This is a genomic window from Brevibacterium mcbrellneri ATCC 49030 (genome assembly GCF_000178455.1).
GTDB classification, from domain to species: domain Bacteria; phylum Actinomycetota; class Actinomycetes; order Actinomycetales; family Brevibacteriaceae; genus Brevibacterium; species Brevibacterium mcbrellneri.
The window spans coordinates 15,472-33,698 of record NZ_ADNU01000032.1 but is presented as its reverse complement, the minus strand read 5'-3'; the positions used below and the strand labels follow the sequence as shown (position 1 = coordinate 33,698).

Below are 18,227 nucleotides of genomic sequence, written 5' to 3'. Positions count from 1 at the left end.
CACTCCTGATTAAGGATTGTAGAGAAAACGGTTCTTGATCTACGTCAAGGTGGGGTCGCTTCTCTTTCGATGTACTGCTAACAGAACAAGGAAGAGGAGTGACGATGACTTCAAAAGCTAGAGCGAGGATTTCGCTGATTAGTGGTGCGCTCCTAGTGCTGGCACTTGTGGCATGGGGAATCGCGCAATGGGTAGATGAACCCGCCCTATCTGCTGTGAGCGGTTGGGCATTTGCAACGGGAGACATACCCATCGTTTCGTGGCGAAGCCTGCAGATGGTGAGTCTGCTGGGTGCAGCTCTGACGGCCGGTTGGCCCATCGCTAAGACAGCTCTTCAAGCGCTTAGGTATAAAACGTTTTCGATCGACTTGCTTGTGACGATCGCCGTAACCGGCGCCCTAGTAATTGGGGAGTTAGTTGAAGCAGGCGTGGTGGCCTTTCTGTTCGTTTTCGGCTCGTGGATCGAAGCACGGTCGATGGAGCGCACGCGTCGTTCGGTGAGTGACCTTATCGATATGGCCCCACAAGAGGCGGATGTAATTCGTGATGGTGAAACCGTCACCGTGCCCGCGTCCGGCGTGAAGGTGGGAGAGCACGTTGTTGTGCGCACAGGTTCACGCGTGCCGGTCGACGGTACCGTGGTCGACGGGCGTGGGCACATCGACGAATCCACGATTACCGGTGAACCCGTTCCAGCTCTCAAAGACGACAGTGACTCGGTGTTTTCCGGCACGATTGTCGCTGACGGTTTTCTGACTATTCGTGCTGAACACGTAGGTTCCGACACCGCGTTTTCTCGCATCATTGAACTGGTTGAGGACGCTCAGGACTCTAAATCGTCCACGCAAAGGTTTTTGGACCGTTTTTCCCGTTGGTACACCCCCACCATCATCGTGTTAGCGGTTGTTGCGTTCTTAGTGACGTTTGATGCGCACTTCGCGCTGACGTTCTTGGTGATTGCATGTCCCGGAGCCCTGGTAATTTCCACGCCCGTGTCAATGGTCGCGGGGATTGGTAACGGCGCTCGGCACGGCGTGTTACTGAAAGGCGGCGATGCAGTTGAAAGACTCACTGCAGTGGACACGCTGGTGGTCGATAAGACGGGTACGCTCACCCACGGCCGTCCTACCGTGGTCGAGGTTGTAGGCATCAGTTCTGACGCACACGAGGTTTTGCGCCTGGCCGCTGCTGTCGAAACGGCTTCTGAGCACCCGTTGGGTACCGCTGTTGTAAAGGCCACCGCCGAGGTGTCCCTCTCCACAGTTTCTGATGTACGGGTTCACGCTGGCTCTGGAATCAGCGGAACTGTTGAGGGCACAGAAGTTGCCGTGGGTTCACGCAGATTGGTTAACGAGTATTGTGTAACGCTTGGCTCATGGGAGAAGAAGGCCCAGGAATTAGAAACGGCAGGCGCTACGGTGTTCTTTGTGATCGTGGCCGGTAAGTTGGCCGGGATGATCGCAGTGGCTGACACGATTCGTCCGGAAGCCAAGGCGCTTTCACAACTGCATGAATGGGGAATCCGTGACATTGTCATGCTCACCGGCGATAACCCCCGCACTGCTACTGCTGTTGCGCGCGAGCTGGGCATTGATCAGGTGAAGGCGGAACTTCTACCGGAGCACAAGGTTGATGCGGTTCAGGAACTCACCGCACAGGGCCGGAAAGTCGCAATGATCGGTGATGGCATTAACGACGCTCCTGCGATCGCGGCAGCGCACGTTGGAATTGCAATGGGTACGGGCACTGATGTGTCAATTGACACTGCAGACGTGGTTCTTGCCGGTGGACGTTTTGATCAGCTCGTACACGCGCGACAACTTGTGCAAGCGACCGTGCGCAACGTGCGCCAAAACACGTTTATCGCTCTCGCTACCGTGGTTGCGCTTCTCGTTGGAGTTGTCGCAGGCGCTGTGTTCATGAGTGTGGGCATGCTGGTACACGAAGCTTCGGTGTTAGTGGTGGTGCTCAACGCTGTACGACTAGTCCGATTTAAAGCAAAGATCCGCAAACTTGATGCAGATCAAGGCGAGAAATCCACTGTTGAACTTAACTGAAAGTAACAACACTGAAGGAGGAAATATGACTACAACAACATTCCGCACTGAACCGTTTACATGCCCATCGTGTGTCGCCAAGATCGAAACCGCGGTTGGCCGCGTCGACGGAGTTGAGAAGGTAGACGTGAAGTTCAATTCGAGCCGCGTCGTCGTCGACCACGAAGAAGCGCGGGCGTCAGCAGCATCAATCCGCAAAATCATCGACGACTTGGGGTATCCGGTAAAAAGCGTGAGCTAACGCCCAGTCGCCTACTTAGGAGTCCAGCAGCATTAAGCGCCTGGGCTCCTTTACTGTTATGCGCCGCCCGGACTGAGAAATAAGCCCTTTGTCCGCGAACGTACGTAACGTCCGCGACAGCGTTTCAGGCGTCGTGCCCAAGAACGATGCCAGATCCTTTTTCGCCATGGGAAGTTCAAAGGCAGCCCCTTTTGCCGCCTCGGCGAGCCCTGCCAAATACTCCCCTAAACGCGCCGAGACCGAACGCCCGGTGATCTGTGTGAGTTGGTCTTCGGAACGTGCCAAGCGAGTGGACACCTCGGCGATCATTTCTATACTCACCTTGGGGTGGGTCACCAGAATTTCGCGAAGGTCGGCAGCGGATAATACACACACCTCGGAGTCAGTGAGTGCAACCGACATAACTTGCTCAGGTTGGCCGGTGAGCACGGCTAGCTCTCCCGTGAATTGGCCATGAGAAAGAACACGTAGGAGCTGTTCGGAGCCATTAGCAGTAATCCGCGACTGCCGGATTCGGCCACTGCGGACCACGCGAAGAGCCCCAGGGTCGCCCGGCATGGCAAGCGCTTCACCGGCCTGCAAATGGACGTGCTGGAGTCGCGACGCAATCGATTCCTGACCTTGGTGATCGAGGTTTTGAAAGATCGGAACTGACGCGACGCAGATAGGGAGAGCCATAGATCCACTCTACGTTGAAACTCCGACCACGCTTGCGGCCAGGAAACACGCCACAAGTGCATCGGTTTGTGTCGCGGGCGTGTTTCTCACGTGTGTCGCCTTTTAACATCCACGAAACATCTCACCGGTTTATACTCATCAACGGTGAAAAACTACATAAAAGGGGACGGGATGAAAACCGGTTTTGATCGCGAACGATATATCGAAATGCAGTCGGAGCATATCCGCAAAAGGCGCGACCAGATAGGCGGGAAGCTTTACCTGGAAATGGGTGGGAAGCTCTTCGACGACAACCACGCCTCCCGTGTCCTCCCCGGTTTCACTCCAGACAACAAAATAGAGATGCTGCAACGCATCGCCGACGACATCGAGATTGTCATCGCCATGAATGCCCAGGACCTGCACCGCCACAAGGTGAGAGCAGACCTGGGCATCTCTTATGAAGAGGACGTTTTGCGCCTGGTGGACGTGTTCCGCGAGCGCGGGTTCTTGGTCAACTGGGTGGTTGTCACACAGATGGATGAAGAGAACACGCTGGCCCAGGCATTCATTGATCGTTTGGAACGTCTGGGCTTGCGTGTCGCCAAACACCGCACGATCCCGGGCTATCCCACAAACGTGAGCAGGATCGTGAGTGATGAAGGGTTCGGGCTGAACGAATACGTTGAAACCGAACGCGACGTTGTGGTGCTGACCGCTCCTGGGCCGGGTTCCGGAAAGTTGGCGACGTGTCTGTCGCAGATCTATCACGACTTTAAGCGCGGCATTCAGTCTGGGTACGCCAAGTTCGAGACCTTCCCCATTTGGAATCTGCCGTTGGAGCACCCAGTGAACTTGGCGTATGAGTCGGCCACTGTCGATCTCAACGACATGAACGTCATTGACCCGTTCCATTTGCAGGCATACGGCGAACGCGTGACCAGTTATAACCGTGACGTTGAAGTGTTTCCTCTGTTAAAGACGCTGTTGGAGACGCTGGCAGGTTCTTCGCCGTACCAGTCCCCCACTGACATGGGTGTGAATATGGCCGGCTACTGCATCACCGACGATGAGGTGTGCAGGGAGACGTCTAAGAAGGAGATTGTGCGCCGGTATTACAAGGCCCTGGTGGATGAGGCGCGCAACGACTGGGACAACACGCTCTCTGAGCGTGCTGCGATTGTCATGAGTAAGGCAAGGGCTACCACAGATGATCTTCGGGTAGTGGCACCGGCGTTGAAACTGGAAGCTGAAACAGGTGCTCCTGCTTCGTGTATGGAGTTGGCTGATGGGACGTTGGTCACGGGTAAGACGTCTGATCTGCTGGGGTGCTCGGCCGCCATGTTGTTGAACGCTTTGAAGCATCTGGCGGGTATTGACCCGGATGTTCACTTGCTATCGCCAGAGTCGATCAAGCCGATTCAGACGGTGAAGACCAAGCATTTGGGTAGTTTGAATCCGCGTTTGCACACGGATGAGGTGCTGATTGCGTTGTCTGTTTCGGCTGAGACAAGTGAGGATTCGCGACGGGCGATTGATCAGTTGTCACAGTTGCGCGGGTGCAATGTTCACACCACGACCATTTTGGGGTCAGTGGATGAGGGGATCTTCCGTAGTTTGGATATGCAGGTGACGAGCGAACCTAAGTATCAGCGGAAGAGCTTGTTCCACCGCCGCTAGGGTGGAGGCTTTGTGCCAGTGACGGCTGGCCCGAGTGGTTACAGACCTAAGGTCACGCCACGGAGGGCCAGCCGTTTGGTTTGCAGCCTTGTAGACCTTTGGTTTGTTGTTGCATGAGGGGTGCAGGCTTACCTTTGCCGGGGCACGATTTGTGTCCGTGGCCTAGTGCGTGTCCGACTTCGTGGTTGATCAGGTAGTCGCGGTACTGTTCGAGGTCGTCGAATTCGTCTGTTGCGTCTACCCAGCGGTCGGCGTTGTACATGACGTTGTTGCCGTTGTGGCAGGACAGTTTGCCCAGTGTTCTTAGGGGCGCGCACATTTTGTCGACTGTGCCGGGCGTGGCCACGTTGATAGTGACATTAGCGCGTTTGGGACTGGTGACTTGGATGAATCTGACGTTGTCCACCTTCTGCCAGCCGCGTTCGTCTTGCAGGGTTTTCATGATGCGTGCGGTGGTTTCGTCAACGTCAAAAGGTAGGTCTTTTTCGATGCGGATGTAGACGCGGAAGTCCTTACCTTTGTGATTGATGGGGGATAGTTTTTCGCTGACGTTCCACTTTTGCGAGCCCTTTCGTGGGATGTCGTCCGTGTTGAAGTCGCGGTCTTTCGCTTTGGTTGGTTCTGGGGTGGGGCTGGGTTTTGGGGCCGCCGAGGTCGTCGCTGTTTGCGTTGGTTCTTCAGTTGCGACCGGTGTGGGTGTGGGGGTGTTTTGAGTGGCTTGTGTTTGGGGCTGAGTCGAGACGGTGCCCATGTTTGGGCGTGTGAGGTCCCACGCGATGATGCCTAAGGCGATAAAGCACACGATTATTAGCGATGCGAGCACAATTTTGTATGTGCGAGAGTTCGGCTCAAACACAGCTCTTCCAACCTTCAACTTCCAAGACGGTTAAAGGATATCGATGACTAGCTCGCAACTGCTTGTGCCACGCTGAGGAGCTGCACAGGCATCGGGCGTTGGAGCTTCCACAGCACTTACTGGCGTGCAAAAACTTCATCAAAGCGCTCAGGACCCGCCAACACACGCGTTAAGAGGAACAACTGCCGTGCAACCGTGTTAGGCTTTTGACCTCCCTGGATTTGTAGTTTGTCTACATGAAGGCTGAGTTTCAGATAGTCCCAAGAAGCACAACCTGCTCCATGGAACGGCTTCCTATTACAAAATCGAAAAAGTGTGTCAGACCCTCCATGTAAGTTGGCATCAAACTTACGAAAGGACGACCGGTGACTCTCACTTCTGTAGAAATCTGCGCAGGTGCAGGCGGGCAGGCTCTCGGGCTCGAACAAGCGGGGTTTGAGCATACGTGTCTCGTTGAAATTGACTCAGATGCAGTTGCCACGCTTCGCATGAATCGACCCCGTTGGAACGTGCATCAGGCAGATCTGCTCAATTGGCAACCACCAAAAAGCTTAGAACGGCCCGACTTACTGGCCGGTGGAGTCCCCTGCCCACCATTTTCACTCGCTGGAAAACAACTCGGCCCAGCAGATGATCGCAATCTGTTTCCGCGAGCCATCGAACTCACCCAGATTTTGAATCCCCGAGCAGTAATGCTCGAAAATGTACGCGGCATAATGGGGAGGAACTTTGCTGACTATCGCTCGGCAATTGTTGATTCGTTTATTTCTCTTGGATATCGCGTTTCGTGGGAACTCGTTACTTCTGCAGATTTCGGCGTACCGCAGTTACGACCACGCGCAGTCCTTGTTGCGCTGAAGGATGGCGAAGCTGATTTCGAGTTTCCTTCTGGCGACACTTCTCTTCGAGTTCCAGTTGGTCCAATACTCAAGGATGAAATGGCTTCGCTCGGTTGGGAGGGTGCAACCAGGTGGGCAGAGAGCGCTGATGCTATCGCTCCAACCCTAGTTGGTGGCTCAAAGAAACATGGTGGAGCAGACCTTGGGCCTACACGAGCACGCCAAGCTTGGGAACGGCTAGGCGTCGACGGTAGAGGATTAGCAGACACACCTCCTGCTCCTGGTTTCGTGGGCCTGCCAAGACTTACTGTCTCGATGGCAGCCCTGGTTCAAGGGTTCCCAACCGAATGGCGCATTGCGGGACGAAAAACAAGCGCGTACCGACAAGTTGGTAACGCATTCCCACCACCGGTTGCTAAAGCGATTGGCACACGTATTGCGGAGGCACTAAATGGAACTCAACCAAACAACGCTGAAAGCGGAGCGACAAGCATTTCACGCCCTTCTGATCGCCAACGGAACTTTGGCGATAAACAAAGCGGGCGTCCCGTCAAATGCAGACAAGAGCCAGAAGTCGTCAATCAAATTCGCTAGTGAGATTGCACGTTTACTTAAGGTAGAAACTGTTGGTGAAAGGCTTGCTGGCCAAACTGTCGGCGGGCAATTCGAGGCAGCTGTTATGAGCTTTCTTGAACGAACGTTCCCTCTATTAAATACACTACGCCCTGGTTCTTGGCGATTCACCAATCTAGGCGGAAAGAGGAGAGGTGCTGGTATGAGTGACTATGTACCCTTTCGCCACCTCGACGAGCTAGCTCGAGCGATCGAAGCGTCACCAACATTGCAATCAGTTTTAGGCAACGCATACGTCATTTCTCCGGATGTACTTGTCTCGCGTCTTCCTGAACCTGACGAGCGTATTGAACAAGGTGGTCTCCTCATGTCAGATGATGTAGGTCGATACACACCTGTTCGCGAAGCTAATCAGCCACACCCAATTCTTCATGCTGTCGTTTCTTGCAAGTGGACACTCCGTTCTGACCGAGCTCAAAATGCGCGCTCAGAAGCACTAAACTTAGTGCGTAATCGCAAAGGCAGACTCCCACACATCGTAGTAGTAACGGGAGAGCCAACTCCGTCGCGCATCTCGTCACTTGCGCTAGGAACTGGCGACATTGACTGCGTCTACCATTTCGCCCTACCGGAGATGATCGAGGCGGTAACGAAGTCAGGTAATGACGAAGCGCTGAATTTGTTGATGTCCATGGTCAACGGTGAGCGTCTTCGCGATATTGCGGACTTACCTCTTGACCTAGCGGTTTAAAAACAGCTCTTTAGCGTTGTCTTTCAACCCACCCCTTAGCCGGGCATGACAGCGCCACACATGAAAGCGGGCCCCGCGACACATGTCACGGAGCCCGCTCTCTCACAAACCCGGGCCGCTCCTACCGAAGCGCCTCCCGCCGAAGCAACTCCCACGGGAGCGACTCCCCTGCCGCCTACAGCGGCAACCGTGCCTTACGGCAGGAGTTCATATGCAGGGAGGGTGAGGAAGTCGTGGTAGGTGTCATCGGTGGCCATATCTACGAACAGCTTGGTCGCAGCTTCCCAGTCGCCAGCAGGCAACTTCGCCACTTCCTCGTCCACCAGCGAGCGCACCAGTTCCTTGGTCACAACCTCGCCCGTGTCAGACACGGTCGAACCTGCCTGGATCCACTGCCACACTTGGGTACGCGAAATCTCGGCGGTCGCGGCGTCTTCCATGAGCCCGTTGATCGCTGCCGCACCGTTTCCGTTGAGCCACGACTGCACGTACTGGATACCAACCGAAATGTTGGCGCGCAGACCAGCATCCGTGATGTCGCCAGGTGTGTCCTTAACAGCCAACAGGTCGACCGCTGTCACGTTGACGTCTTCACGCTTCTTATCAATCTGGTTTGGCTTGTCCCCCAGCACCTTGGTAAACGCGTCCTTACACGTGTCCACCATTCCGGGGTGCGCAACCCACGAACCGTCAAACCCGTCGTTTGCTTCACGAGTCTTGTCGTTGGTGACCTGTTCGTAGGCCTTCTTGTTCGCAGCCTCGTCCTTCGACGGGATGAACGCCGACATACCACCAATCGCGTGAGCCCCACGCTTGTGGCACGTACGCACCAGCAGTTCCGTGTACGCACGCATGAACGGCACGGTCATGGTCACAGCTGCACGGTCAGGGGTCACAAAGTCCTCACCCTTGTTCCGGTGGGTCTTGATAACGGAGAAGATGTAGTCCCACCGTCCCGCGTTGAGCCCTGAGGAGTGTTCACGCAATTCATACAGGATCTCTTCCATCTGGAACGCAGCCGGGTACGTTTCAATCAGGCAGGTCGCGCGGATCGTTCCCTGAGCAACACCCAGCTTGTTCTGTGCATACACAAACACATCGTTCCACAGGCGTGCTTCCAGGTACGACTCCATCTTTGGCAGGTAGAAGTATGGCCCCAGACCCTTCTCAATCTGCCTACGCCCAGCAGTCGCAAAGTACAGCGCAAAGTCCACCAGCGAACCCGAAACCGGTTCGCCATCCACCAGAATGTGCTTTTCAGTCATGTGCCAACCACGCGGGCGCACAATGATCGTAGGCAGTTCCTCATCCGGGCGCAGCTTGTATTCCTTGCCCGTTTCCTCTGCCACAAAGTCGATCTCACGGTTGATCGCGTCCAGCAGGTTCACCTGCCCACCCAGCACTGATTCCCACGCCGGAGTGTTCGCATCTTCCTGGTCAGCCAGCCACGCCTTCGCACCAGAGTTCAACGCGTTAATCGTCATCTTGCGATACGTAGGACCAGTAACCTCAACCCGGCGGTCCTCCAAGCCAGGAGCAGGGGCAGCGACCTGCCACTCAGCGTCCTCGCGGATGTGCGCAGTCTCTTGCAAGAAGTCCAGCTCGCCACCCTCATCGAGGAACTTCTGCACCTCTTTACGCGCAGCCAACCGAGCCTGACGCTCGGACTCAAACTTTCGGTGCAGTTCTGCGATCAACTCCAACGCATCTGCGGTGAGGACCTTCAGGTGCTCATCTGCGACCTCGGCGGTAAATTCCATTCCCTGTGGAAGATCAAGCTTCGTTGCCATGGGTTTTCCCTTCAGTAAGTGAGTTTTGACGGTTGTGTTATCAGCGGATTGTTGAATGAACTATTGACTGGATTATTGACTGTCAGCGCCCAGACGGGCGAGGACTGCTTGGGCGACCTGAGCGTCTTCGGCCGGTTTACCGCCTGCCACTCCAAGTCCACCTACGTGCACGCCATCGAACGACAGCGGCACGCCACCCGCAATCGACGTGAGAATCCCACCCGACCCGAGCTCCAACTTGGTTGCCAGCTCTGGCAGGATCGCCGCACTGGGTTTGCGCGTCGAGGCGGCAGTTTGTGCCTTCCTCTTCGACGTTTCGACGCTGTGTGGGGTCATCCCGTCAGCACGCCCGTACGCCACCAGCCCCAAGGACGGGTCAACCACGGTCGCGCACAGCGTCAGACCCAGCTTTTCGCCTTCGTCCAGCGTCAGCGCGACTGCTCGCGCAGCCGTTTCATGTGTCACGACATTGACAGTTGTGTAAGCACTCAATTGCGCGCCTTTCGTAAGTAAATCGCCGAGGTGGTTTCCGGGTGGCCGTTAACCCATCACGAAGCACGAACCGGGGTTCATGATTCCTTGCGGGTCGATTGCTTTTTTGATTCGGTGGTTGAGATCCAGCACGTCGTCACCCAGGTAGTTGGTGAGCCACGGCTGCTTGAGTTTCCCGACCCCGTGTTCACCGGTGATCGTTCCGCCCAGCCTCATAGCTAGATCCATGATTTCGCCGTACGCGATGTGAGCGCGTTCCTCTTGATCCTTATCGGTTGGATCAAAAACTACGAGCGGGTGGGTGTTTCCGTCTCCCGCGTGTGCCATCACAGCCACGGTGACGTCACGGTTCTTCGAAATTTCCTCAATCCCCACAACCAGGTCTCCCAGCCTGGGAATCGGAACGCCCACATCTTCAAGCAAGATTGTTCCGGTCATTTCAACCGCGGGGATCGCAGCCCTACGTGCCGCTGCAAACATTTCCCCTTCATCTGGGTCCGCTGTGTAGTAGCACTCTGAAGCACCATTGCGGTTGCAGATCACTTCGACCAGTTGGATTTCTTCCGTGGCGTACTGAGCTGGTTCATCAGACTGCACAACCAACATGGCCTTGACACTGCGGTCCAGCCCCATCTTCATCTGGTCTTCAACCGCGTTGATACACACGTCGTCCATGAACTCCAGCATGGATGGGCGCATCTTGCGGGTAATCTCCAACACGGCATTCATGGTTCCCTCCAAGGTGGGGAACGTGGCCACCAGCGTGGTGGGCTGGCGCTGTGCCGGGATGAGTCGCAAGGTGATGGACACGATGATGCCCAAAGTGCCTTCAGATCCCACGAACAGTTTGGTCAGCGACAAACCTGCCACGTCTTTCAAACGTGGCCCGCCCAGCTTGACCAACCGTCCGTCTGGCAAAACAACCTCAAGGCCCAACACGTAGTCCGTTGTCACACCGTATTTCACGCAACAGAGACCACCAGCGTTTGTTGCGATGTTTCCGCCGATCGAGCAAAACTGGAAGCTCGCCGGATCTGGCGGGTACCACAGCCCGTGTTCAGCCGCTGCGACTTTGACCTCGTTGTTGATGGCACCAGGTTGCACAACAGCGGTACGCGTCACGGGGTCAATGTCGATGTTGTTCATCTTGTCAACACTGATAACGATGCACCCGTCAACAGCAGTTGAGCCACCTGAAAGACCTGAGCCAGCACCACGAGGAACTACCGGGATGTTGTGCTTTGCCGCGAACTTAATAGCCGTTTGGACATGCTCGACTTCGGTTGCACGCACTACCGCCACAGGCATCCCCGCATTGGGGTCATTCGCCCGGTCACGCCTATACGCTTCCATGGTGTCGGGGTTCGTAATAAGAACTCCAGCAGGCAACTGCTGCGCAAGTTCATCCAACATGCCGCAACCTTCCGTCCGTCGTTATATCGCCACAAACCCCAGCCGGGTTCGTCACATTGAGCCCTGTTAAAAGTGAACCATATCACTGTTATTTTGTCATGTAGAACGCGAATTTCACATAGCGAAACTCCTGGCGACCACCTCGGCGGCATTCCACCCCAACGCACCTACGCAGCACGAAAACCAACTTTCACCACGCGAACATCTTTTCGCAAACAGTAACCCCAAGAGACTCAGTTCTGTGGCACACTTGTGTGAATCAAATCACGTAACGCACATCACAGAAAGTTTTTGGCATGGACAGTCTCGGCGTACAAGCCCTACTGGCGATCCTTCCCATTGTGATCGCAGGAACCCTGCTCTTAGGTTTCCGTCTTCCCGCAGTTATCGCGATGCCCGTTGGGCTTGTCGCTTCCGCCGCCGTTGCGTTCTTCGCTTGGGGGATCTCCGGGACCACGATTATGGCCTCGGTCATCCAAGGAATACTCGTAGCCATTGGTCTTTTGTGGATCGTTTTCGGTGCTCTTCTCCTCCTGGCCACCATCACCAAGTCAGGGGCAATTGACACTATCCGCTCTGGCTTCATCGCTGTGTCGCCTGACCGCCGCGTGCAAGTGGTGATCGTCGCATGGCTCTTCGGTAGCTTCATCGAAGGAGCTGCCGGGTTCGGAACCCCAGCCGCCGTTGTCGCACCGCTCATGCTGGCCCTGGGCTTCCCTGCAATGGCCGCCGTTCTAGCGGGTCTGCTCATCCAGTCCACGCCTGTGAGCTTCGGTGCCGTGGGAACACCTATGATCACCGGCATCGGTAAAGGTATTTTCGACTCCGGAATTGAGGCCACGAACGGTCTGAAAGAACGCCTCACGGAACTGGGTATCCCCGTTGACAACGTCACCGTTGCCCAAGACATGTTCGTTTCTCACACCGCCGCTCAGGTTGCTCTCATCCACGCTGTGTGCGGTATTTTCATCCCACTTCTTCTGTCATGCTTCATGACCGGATTCTTTGGCGAAAACAAGAGCTTCGCAGCTGGACTGAAGGTAGCTCCTTTCGCCATCTTCGCAGCACTTGCGTTCATCCTTCCCTACCTTGCAGTTGCCACGTTCATGGGACCCGAATTCCCTTCGCTGATCGGTGGTCTGATTGGTCTGGCTATTGTGGTGCCGGCTGCTAAGGCAGGTTTCCTGGCTCCTCGTGACACATGGGACTTCGCCAACCGCGCCGCCTGGCCTCAGCAGTGGATGGGAACCATGCGCCCACAGGCTGAAGCCGCAAACATTAAGAAGCGCATGCCTCTCTTCCAGGCATGGTTGCCCTACCTTCTGGTGGTCGCCCTGTTGCTGATTACCCGCAACGTCCCTGCTGTTAAGAAGTTCCTGGCCCAAGACGCAGTTCTGACTGTGAAGGACATTCTGGGCCAAGAGGGGCTTTCTCAGAAGATGGACCTGCTGTACTCCCCTGGCGCTATCTTCCTGGTCGTGTGCCTCATGACCTACGCGCTTCACCGTATGTCTGCTAAGCAGATTGCAGAGTCATGGAAGATTGCCGGTGGCCAGATCGCCGGAGCCGCTTTTGCACTCTTGTGCTCGCTGCCCATGGTCCGCGTGTTCATCAACTCTGGTCCGGCCTTCAACGACTCGGGTCTTGACTCCATGCCGGTGACACTCGCGACTGCGGCCGCAAACGCAATGGGTCCAAACTGGCCACTGCTCGCACCGTTCATTGGCGCCCTGGGTGCATTCGTAGCTGGGTCTAACACGGTTTCGAACAACATGTTCTCGCAGTTCCAGTTCGCCACTGGGGCAGGGATCGGTGCTCCCAGCCCTGAAACCGTTGTCGCCGTCCAGGCTGTTGGTGGTGCCGCAGGAAACATGGTGTCCGTTCACAACGTTGTCGCAGCGGCAGCTACTGTTGGACTCCTCGGAAAAGAAGGCCACATTATCCGCAAGACCATCATCCCCATGGCCGTGTACTCCCTGTTGGCTGGTTCGGTCGCCTACATGTGGGTGTGGGGTATAGGCTTCAACCTGGGAACGATCGCGTTCGTTATCTGCCTGGCAGGTATCGCCACCGCTATCGCGTTGGCGGCCAAGCAGAAGCCCGCGCCTAACGACAGTCTGGTAACTCCAGGTAGTGAGCAGGCAGCGTTCCCTGAGCTAGCCGAGGTGGCCCCTGGCTCCAGCGCCCCACGCAGTGAAGAGCGCTAAGAACTGAGTATGGCTACTATTCAGTCAGTCAACCGCATGCTCGATGTGCTTGAGACGATGCGGTCGATGGGTGGGGTTGCCCGGAGTGTTGACATTGCCAACGCACTGGACATTCCGGCCCCCACCATTCACCGCATTGTCTCCAACCTCGCAGCTCGCGGATACGTGACACAACTGACAGATAAGCGCTATGCCTTAGGCCCTGCCCTTGTGAGCTTGGGAACTGAGGCGGCCAAGCAGTCTGGCTACACAATCCAGCCGGTCTTGGACAAGCTCGCTCACACATTAGGTGAGACCGTGAATCTTGCGTATTTCACCAATGACGTTATGACCTACGTTGCACAGGCGACGTCCCAGCGGTCTATGCGCATGTTCACCCAGGTGGGTGCGCACGTTCCCGTGTGGGGTTCAGGTGTGGGTAAAGCAGTTCTTGCCACCATGCCAGACGAGCAAGTTCACACGATTCTGGACAACGTTCGGTTACCCCGTCTGCTGTCCCGCGACGCGCTACTCGAAGACCTGACCGCGTGTAGGAAAAACGGGTACGCGCTTGACGACGAAGAACAGGAAGTGGGAGTGCGGTGCCTCGCAGTGTATGTACCAGGGGCACCCAGCCTCGCTGGGCTTTCAGTCAGCTCCCCCACGTCACGCTTGGGGCCAGAAAAATACGGTGACGTAGCAGACACTCTACACACAGCTGCCCAGCAGCTCACTCGCCGCTGGGCAGGATCGCACTGAGACCTCCGCGTCATCACTAGCCACCACATTCGAGGTTTGCTGAAACAGCAAAAAGAGTTGCTGGACTTCTTGTAGGCATGGGGTAATGGGTGCCTACCAACAAAAGGAGTCAAGCATGCGCATTGGTTTTGGTGAACTTATCCAAGCGTCAGCAGTAGGTATTGGTGCCACGATAACGATGGACGCAGTTGCAGAAGTACTGCGCCGCACCCGAGGTGTGAGATCACTGGACTACGCCATGGTCGGCAGGTGGATCGGGCACATGCGCAACGGCAAGTTTGCACACGCGTCTATCATGCACGCTGAGCCGGTCCCCCATGAGAAAGAGATTGGCTGGGTAGCGCACTACGCCATCGGAACCGGTTTCGCCGTGGCATTAGCCGTAGCTGACCCCGGTTGGCTGAAACGCCCCCGTTTCGACACAGCTGTGTTGTGGGGCGTGGGTACCGTTGCAGCACCCTGGCTACTCATGCAGCCCGGCTTTGGCATGGGTGTCGCAGCTTCCAAAATCCCGAATCCAGCTCAGGCACGCATGGGAAGCCTGCGAGCTCACGCAAGCTACGGAGCCGGGCTTTGGCTTTCAGGGCGCATCGTTCGGACTATCGTTCGTCGCTGTTCGTGACTCAGCCTGCATCACGCTGGAGAGATGAATCCGCTGCCCTTGCAGGCCCAACAAACTGAGAATCTCTACCGGCGACTCTCCCGTGCTGCCGAACCAGTGCAAAGTCGTTGTGTCGAATTCGGCTGCCTGACCAGCCGTCAGCACTACGTCGTGGCTACCAACGATGAGTCGTAGTTCCCCTGAAAGAACATAGAGCCATTCGTAGCCCTTGTGCCGGCACAAATGTGGCACAGACCTGGTTGACGGAATCACCATCTTGAGCGCGTGCTGGGGACCCGGAAAGTGAGTCAGCGGCACCACCGTTATGCCACCTCGGCTCACTGGCCTTTGATACACGCGGGGGTCCCCTACAGGAGGGGCGCCCACCAAATCATCTAAGGGCAGATCGTACAGACCCGACAGTGCCAGTAGCAGCTCCAGGGTAGGTTTTCGCTCGCCTGATTCCAGCCGGGACAAGGTTGATACAGAGATGCTAGTCGAATCAGCTACGTCTCCCAATGTGAGTTCGCGAGCCTGACGAATGCGTCGCAACCGGGGCCCAACGCCCGCGAGAACGTCTTCTACCGACCCGTGTTCATCTCGCATGTGGGAGACTTCCTAGATTCGCACGTTCGACCAGCATTCCCCGGTATTCCCGGTCCGGTCTTTTAGACGATAACCACCATGGGCACAATCATGGGCTTGCGACGAAGCTTGGAAGAGATCCAACGCCCAATGGTGCGTCGGATGATCTGCTGGAGCTTGTGCTCATCGACAACCCCATCATCCAAGGCGTCCGCAACTGCCTTTTCAATCTTGGGCTTGATCGTGTCGAACACACGGTCGGACTCTGCGACACCTCGGGTATGGATGACCGGGCCCGCCAACACCCGCTTGTCTGACTTGTCCACCGTCATAAAGATCGACACGAACCCTTCACCCGCAAGGATGCGGCGGTCCTGCAGATCCGATTCGGTGACTGTACCCACTGACGATCCGTCAACGAACACGTAGTCACAATCCACGGCGCCCACAACGCGCGCCTTGCCGTCCTTGAGGTCCACAACCCAGCCGTCGTCAGCAACAACAACGTGGTCTTCCGGCACTCCCGTGTCGATCGCAAGCTTTGCGTTCGCCAGCATGTGCCGCCATTCGCCGTGCACCGGCATGACACCTCGGGGTTTGACAATGTTGTACGCATACAACAGTTCACCAGCCGATGCGTGACCAGACACGTGGACCTTGGCATTACCCTTGTGGATCACGGTGGCGCCCAACTTCATGAGTCCGTTGATGACCCGAAACACCGCGGTTTCGTTTCCTGGGATCAAGGACGACGCCAGAACCACCATGTCGCCTTCGTTCACGGTCACGCGGTGCGAACCGTTCGCCATACGCGACAGTGCAGCCATAGGCTCACCCTGCGATCCCGTACACATGAGCACCACCTGGTCATCAGGCAGTGAGTCCACGTGCTTAATGTCGATGAGCACGCCCGGTGGCACGTTCAAGTAGCCAAGCTCCTGGGCGATCTTCATGTTGCGCACCATGGACCGGCCCACCAACGCGACCTTGCGTCCGTGCGCAGACGCAGCTTCTAGCACCTGCTGGACACGGTGGACGTGGGAGGCGAATGACGCCACAATGATGCGTCGTTCAGCACGACCAAACTGCGCTTCAAGGACAGCCCCAATGTCTTTTTCCATCGAGGTGAAACCGGGGACATCGGCGTTCGTGGAGTCGGTGAGGAACAGGTCCACGCCTTCTTCACCCAAACGCGCAAACGACCGCAAGTCAGTGATGCGGCCGTCAAGTGGCAACTGGTCCATCTTGAAGTCACCGGTGTGCAGAATGGTTCCAGCACCCGTGCGCACGCACACTGCCAACGCGTCTGGAATGGAGTGGTTGACGGCCACAAACTCGAGGTCGAACGGGCCCAACTGGTCCTTGTCGTCTTCGGCGACGATGCGAGTAGTTGCGCGGATCCGGTGCTCTTTGAGCTTCGCTTCCACCAGTGCGAGGGTCAGTGTGGACCCCAGGATTGGAACATCCCCCAGCTTCTTCAGCAAGTACGGGACCGCACCAATGTGGTCTTCGTGGCCGTGGGTGAGCACAATTCCCACCACGTCATCAGCACGACCATCCAGGTATGAAAAGTCCGGCAGAATCAGGTCGATACCAGGCTGTTCTTCTTCTGGGAACAGAACACCGCAGTCGATCACCAGGATCTTTCCGCGGTATTCAAACACGGTCATGTTTCGGCCCACTTCACCAAGGCCACCCAGCGCCACAATGCGCAACGCTTCAGGGTCCGCCTTAGGTGGGTCACTCAATTCGGACAATAAATCAATCACTGTATGTACTTTCTACATGTGTTTTCTCATCAAAAAACTAAGTGCCTGCTTACCCGTACTACGGGTTGATAAATTCACCCAGCTTAGAACGCAAGAACTCCACCTGCTCTTCGGTTGCAGGCAAGAGAGGCATACGAGTTCCCCGGTACTGGATGATTCCAGCGAGCTCCAGGGCCGCCTTCACGGACACAACCCCAGGCATGTGATTCATAACGGCATCCACAATAGGCACCAGGTTTTCAGCTACGTGCCTGGCCTGCATGAGGTCGTTGTTGTGCACGGCATCAACCATGCGGGCAAGATCTTTGGCTGCCACATGCCCTACAACTGACACCAGGCCAATTGCACCGGCGGACATGAGTGGCAAGTTCAGTGCGTCCTCACCCGAGTAGTACACCAAGTCTGAACGCGTCATCACATCCATGGACGCCGCGATATCGCCTTTTGCATCCTTCACTGCCAGAACCCGTGGGTGTTCACCCATGCGAATAAGCGTTTCGGTTTCCATGGGAACCCCGGAACGACCCGGAATGTCGTACAACATGACAGGCAACTCAGTCGAGTCCGCAATCATTTCCACATGCGCACGAATACTGTCCTGTGATGGCTTGGAATAGTACGGGGTAACAACCAACAGGCCATCAGCGCCAGCGCTTTGCGCCTGCTGGGCCAGTTCAATTGAATGGGCCGTGACATTGGTGCCCACACCGGCAACAATTTTGACGTGTTCGCCCACAGCGCTTCGGACAACCTTGAGTAACTGTCCCTTTTCTTCATCAGTGGTGGTAGGTGATTCACCTGTGGTACCCGAAACCACCAGCATGTCGTTGCCTTGTTGCACCAAATAATTGGCTACAACCTGCACTGCGTCATAATCGACTGCCCCGTTTGGCGAAAAGGGCGTGATCATCGCCGTACCAACCGTACCGAAAGCATCTTGTGCCCGCTGAGCGTACGCACTATGAATCATAGCCATGT

The 18,227-nt window shown here is 56.1% G+C and carries 16 protein-coding genes; 8 read left to right on the top strand and 8 right to left on the bottom strand.

All coding sequences use genetic code 11. From position 1 onward, the window contains the following. The first annotated feature begins 104 nt into the window (after positions 1–104). Positions 105–2,057, top strand: coding sequence for a heavy metal translocating P-type ATPase (locus tag HMPREF0183_RS05310; RefSeq protein ID WP_005883617.1), 1,953 nt, complete (start codon positions 105–107; stop codon positions 2,055–2,057). A gap of 25 nt (positions 2,058–2,082) precedes the next feature. Next, the gene (locus HMPREF0183_RS05305; RefSeq protein WP_005883615.1) at positions 2,083–2,298 is read left to right on the top strand and encodes a heavy-metal-associated domain-containing protein; all 216 of its coding nucleotides are present in this window, start codon (positions 2,083–2,085) and stop codon (positions 2,296–2,298) included. 15 nt (positions 2,299–2,313) lie between these two features. Here HMPREF0183_RS05305 and HMPREF0183_RS05300 read toward each other — a convergent pair whose 3' ends face one another. After that, positions 2,314–2,976 (bottom strand): Crp/Fnr family transcriptional regulator, encoded by a 663-nt coding sequence (locus HMPREF0183_RS05300; RefSeq protein ID WP_005883613.1) that lies wholly within the window; start codon positions 2,974–2,976, stop codon positions 2,314–2,316. Positions 2,977–3,147: 171 nt separating this feature from the next. Here HMPREF0183_RS05300 and HMPREF0183_RS05295 point away from each other — a divergent pair, with 171 nt between their 5' ends. Then, positions 3,148–4,635 carry a DUF1846 domain-containing protein gene (locus tag HMPREF0183_RS05295; RefSeq protein ID WP_040348202.1) on the top strand — a complete coding sequence of 496 codons (1,488 nt, stop codon included), beginning with the start codon at positions 3,148–3,150 and terminating at the stop codon, positions 4,633–4,635. Between the two features lie 52 nt (positions 4,636–4,687). Here HMPREF0183_RS05295 and HMPREF0183_RS05290 read toward each other — a convergent pair whose 3' ends face one another. Further along, complete coding sequence (locus HMPREF0183_RS05290) at positions 4,688–5,491, bottom strand: DUF3152 domain-containing protein (protein WP_005883609.1); 804 nt, start codon at positions 5,489–5,491, stop codon at positions 4,688–4,690. 365 nt (positions 5,492–5,856) lie between these two features. On the opposite strand from HMPREF0183_RS05290, the gene HMPREF0183_RS05285 reads away from it, so the two are divergent. Both HMPREF0183_RS05285 and HMPREF0183_RS12510 read left to right on the top strand, forming a co-directional pair. Next, positions 5,857–6,924 carry a DNA cytosine methyltransferase gene (locus tag HMPREF0183_RS05285; protein WP_005883608.1) on the top strand — a complete coding sequence of 356 codons (1,068 nt, stop codon included), beginning with the start codon at positions 5,857–5,859 and terminating at the stop codon, positions 6,922–6,924. Then, positions 6,836–7,654: an NgoMIV family type II restriction endonuclease gene (locus HMPREF0183_RS12510; RefSeq protein ID WP_083801453.1), complete on the top strand. Its 819-nt coding sequence runs from the start codon at positions 6,836–6,838 to the stop codon at positions 7,652–7,654. The genes HMPREF0183_RS05285 and HMPREF0183_RS12510 overlap by 89 nt, the downstream gene beginning before the upstream one ends. Before the next feature lie 194 nt (positions 7,655–7,848). On the opposite strand, the gene aceB is transcribed toward HMPREF0183_RS12510, so the two are convergent. From aceB to HMPREF0183_RS05270, 3 genes are all read right to left on the bottom strand, one after another. Beyond that, the gene (gene aceB / locus HMPREF0183_RS05280) at positions 7,849–9,444 is read right to left on the bottom strand and encodes a malate synthase A (RefSeq protein WP_005883604.1); all 1,596 of its coding nucleotides are present in this window, start codon (positions 9,442–9,444) and stop codon (positions 7,849–7,851) included. Between the two features lie 72 nt (positions 9,445–9,516). After that, complete coding sequence (locus HMPREF0183_RS05275; protein WP_050775354.1) at positions 9,517–9,909, bottom strand: GlcG/HbpS family heme-binding protein; 393 nt, start codon at positions 9,907–9,909, stop codon at positions 9,517–9,519. Positions 9,910–9,984: 75 nt separating this feature from the next. Continuing rightward, positions 9,985–11,349, bottom strand: a complete 1,365-nt coding sequence (locus tag HMPREF0183_RS05270; protein WP_005883599.1) for an FAD-binding oxidoreductase — start codon at positions 11,347–11,349, stop codon at positions 9,985–9,987. Positions 11,350–11,645: 296 nt separating this feature from the next. Between HMPREF0183_RS05270 and HMPREF0183_RS05265 the strand changes: the two genes are divergently transcribed. From HMPREF0183_RS05265 to HMPREF0183_RS05255, 3 genes are all read left to right on the top strand, one after another. Then, positions 11,646–13,556: an L-lactate permease gene (locus HMPREF0183_RS05265; protein WP_005883597.1), complete on the top strand. Its 1,911-nt coding sequence runs from the start codon at positions 11,646–11,648 to the stop codon at positions 13,554–13,556. A 9-nt stretch (positions 13,557–13,565) separates the two neighbouring features. Continuing rightward, a complete protein-coding gene (locus HMPREF0183_RS05260; RefSeq protein WP_005883595.1) occupies positions 13,566–14,294 on the top strand; it encodes an IclR family transcriptional regulator in 729 nt (242 codons plus the stop codon). A gap of 115 nt (positions 14,295–14,409) precedes the next feature. After that, complete coding sequence (locus tag HMPREF0183_RS05255) at positions 14,410–14,916, top strand: DUF2938 domain-containing protein (protein WP_040348199.1); 507 nt, start codon at positions 14,410–14,412, stop codon at positions 14,914–14,916. Here HMPREF0183_RS05255 and HMPREF0183_RS05250 read toward each other — a convergent pair. From HMPREF0183_RS05250 to dapA, 3 genes are all read right to left on the bottom strand, one after another. Further along, positions 14,875–15,501, bottom strand: a complete 627-nt coding sequence (locus tag HMPREF0183_RS05250) for a helix-turn-helix domain-containing protein (RefSeq protein WP_040348196.1) — start codon at positions 15,499–15,501, stop codon at positions 14,875–14,877. The genes HMPREF0183_RS05255 and HMPREF0183_RS05250 overlap by 42 nt on opposite strands. Before the next feature lie 62 nt (positions 15,502–15,563). Further along, the gene (locus tag HMPREF0183_RS05245) at positions 15,564–17,249 is read right to left on the bottom strand and encodes a ribonuclease J (RefSeq protein WP_005883587.1); all 1,686 of its coding nucleotides are present in this window, start codon (positions 17,247–17,249) and stop codon (positions 15,564–15,566) included. 58 nt (positions 17,250–17,307) lie between these two features. Then, positions 17,308–18,225: a 4-hydroxy-tetrahydrodipicolinate synthase gene (gene dapA, locus HMPREF0183_RS05240; RefSeq protein WP_005883584.1), complete on the bottom strand. Its 918-nt coding sequence runs from the start codon at positions 18,223–18,225 to the stop codon at positions 17,308–17,310. Positions 18,226–18,227: the final 2 nt, after the last annotated feature.

Excerpts from the sequence above, each read along its gene's own strand:
- aceB (WP_005883604.1), bottom strand. The coding sequence starts at position 9,444 with ATGGCAACGAAGCTTGATCTTCCACAGGGAATGGAATTTACCGCCGAG.
- HMPREF0183_RS05260 (WP_005883595.1), top strand. The coding sequence starts at position 13,566 with ATGGCTACTATTCAGTCAGTCAACCGCATGCTCGATGTGCTTGAGACG.
- dapA (WP_005883584.1), bottom strand. The coding sequence starts at position 18,225 with ATGGCTATGATTCATAGTGCGTACGCTCAGCGGGCACAAGATGCTTTC.
- HMPREF0183_RS05265 (WP_005883597.1), top strand. The coding sequence starts at position 11,646 with ATGGACAGTCTCGGCGTACAAGCCCTACTGGCGATCCTTCCCATTGTG.
- HMPREF0183_RS05255 (WP_040348199.1), top strand. The coding sequence starts at position 14,410 with ATGCGCATTGGTTTTGGTGAACTTATCCAAGCGTCAGCAGTAGGTATT.
- HMPREF0183_RS05305 (WP_005883615.1), top strand. The coding sequence starts at position 2,083 with ATGACTACAACAACATTCCGCACTGAACCGTTTACATGCCCATCGTGT.
- HMPREF0183_RS05300 (WP_005883613.1), bottom strand. The coding sequence starts at position 2,976 with ATGGCTCTCCCTATCTGCGTCGCGTCAGTTCCGATCTTTCAAAACCTC.
- HMPREF0183_RS05270 (WP_005883599.1), bottom strand. The coding sequence starts at position 11,349 with ATGTTGGATGAACTTGCGCAGCAGTTGCCTGCTGGAGTTCTTATTACG.
- HMPREF0183_RS05250 (WP_040348196.1), bottom strand. The coding sequence starts at position 15,501 with ATGCGAGATGAACACGGGTCGGTAGAAGACGTTCTCGCGGGCGTTGGG.
- HMPREF0183_RS05310 (WP_005883617.1), top strand. The coding sequence starts at position 105 with ATGACTTCAAAAGCTAGAGCGAGGATTTCGCTGATTAGTGGTGCGCTC.
- HMPREF0183_RS05295 (WP_040348202.1), top strand. The coding sequence starts at position 3,148 with ATGAAAACCGGTTTTGATCGCGAACGATATATCGAAATGCAGTCGGAG.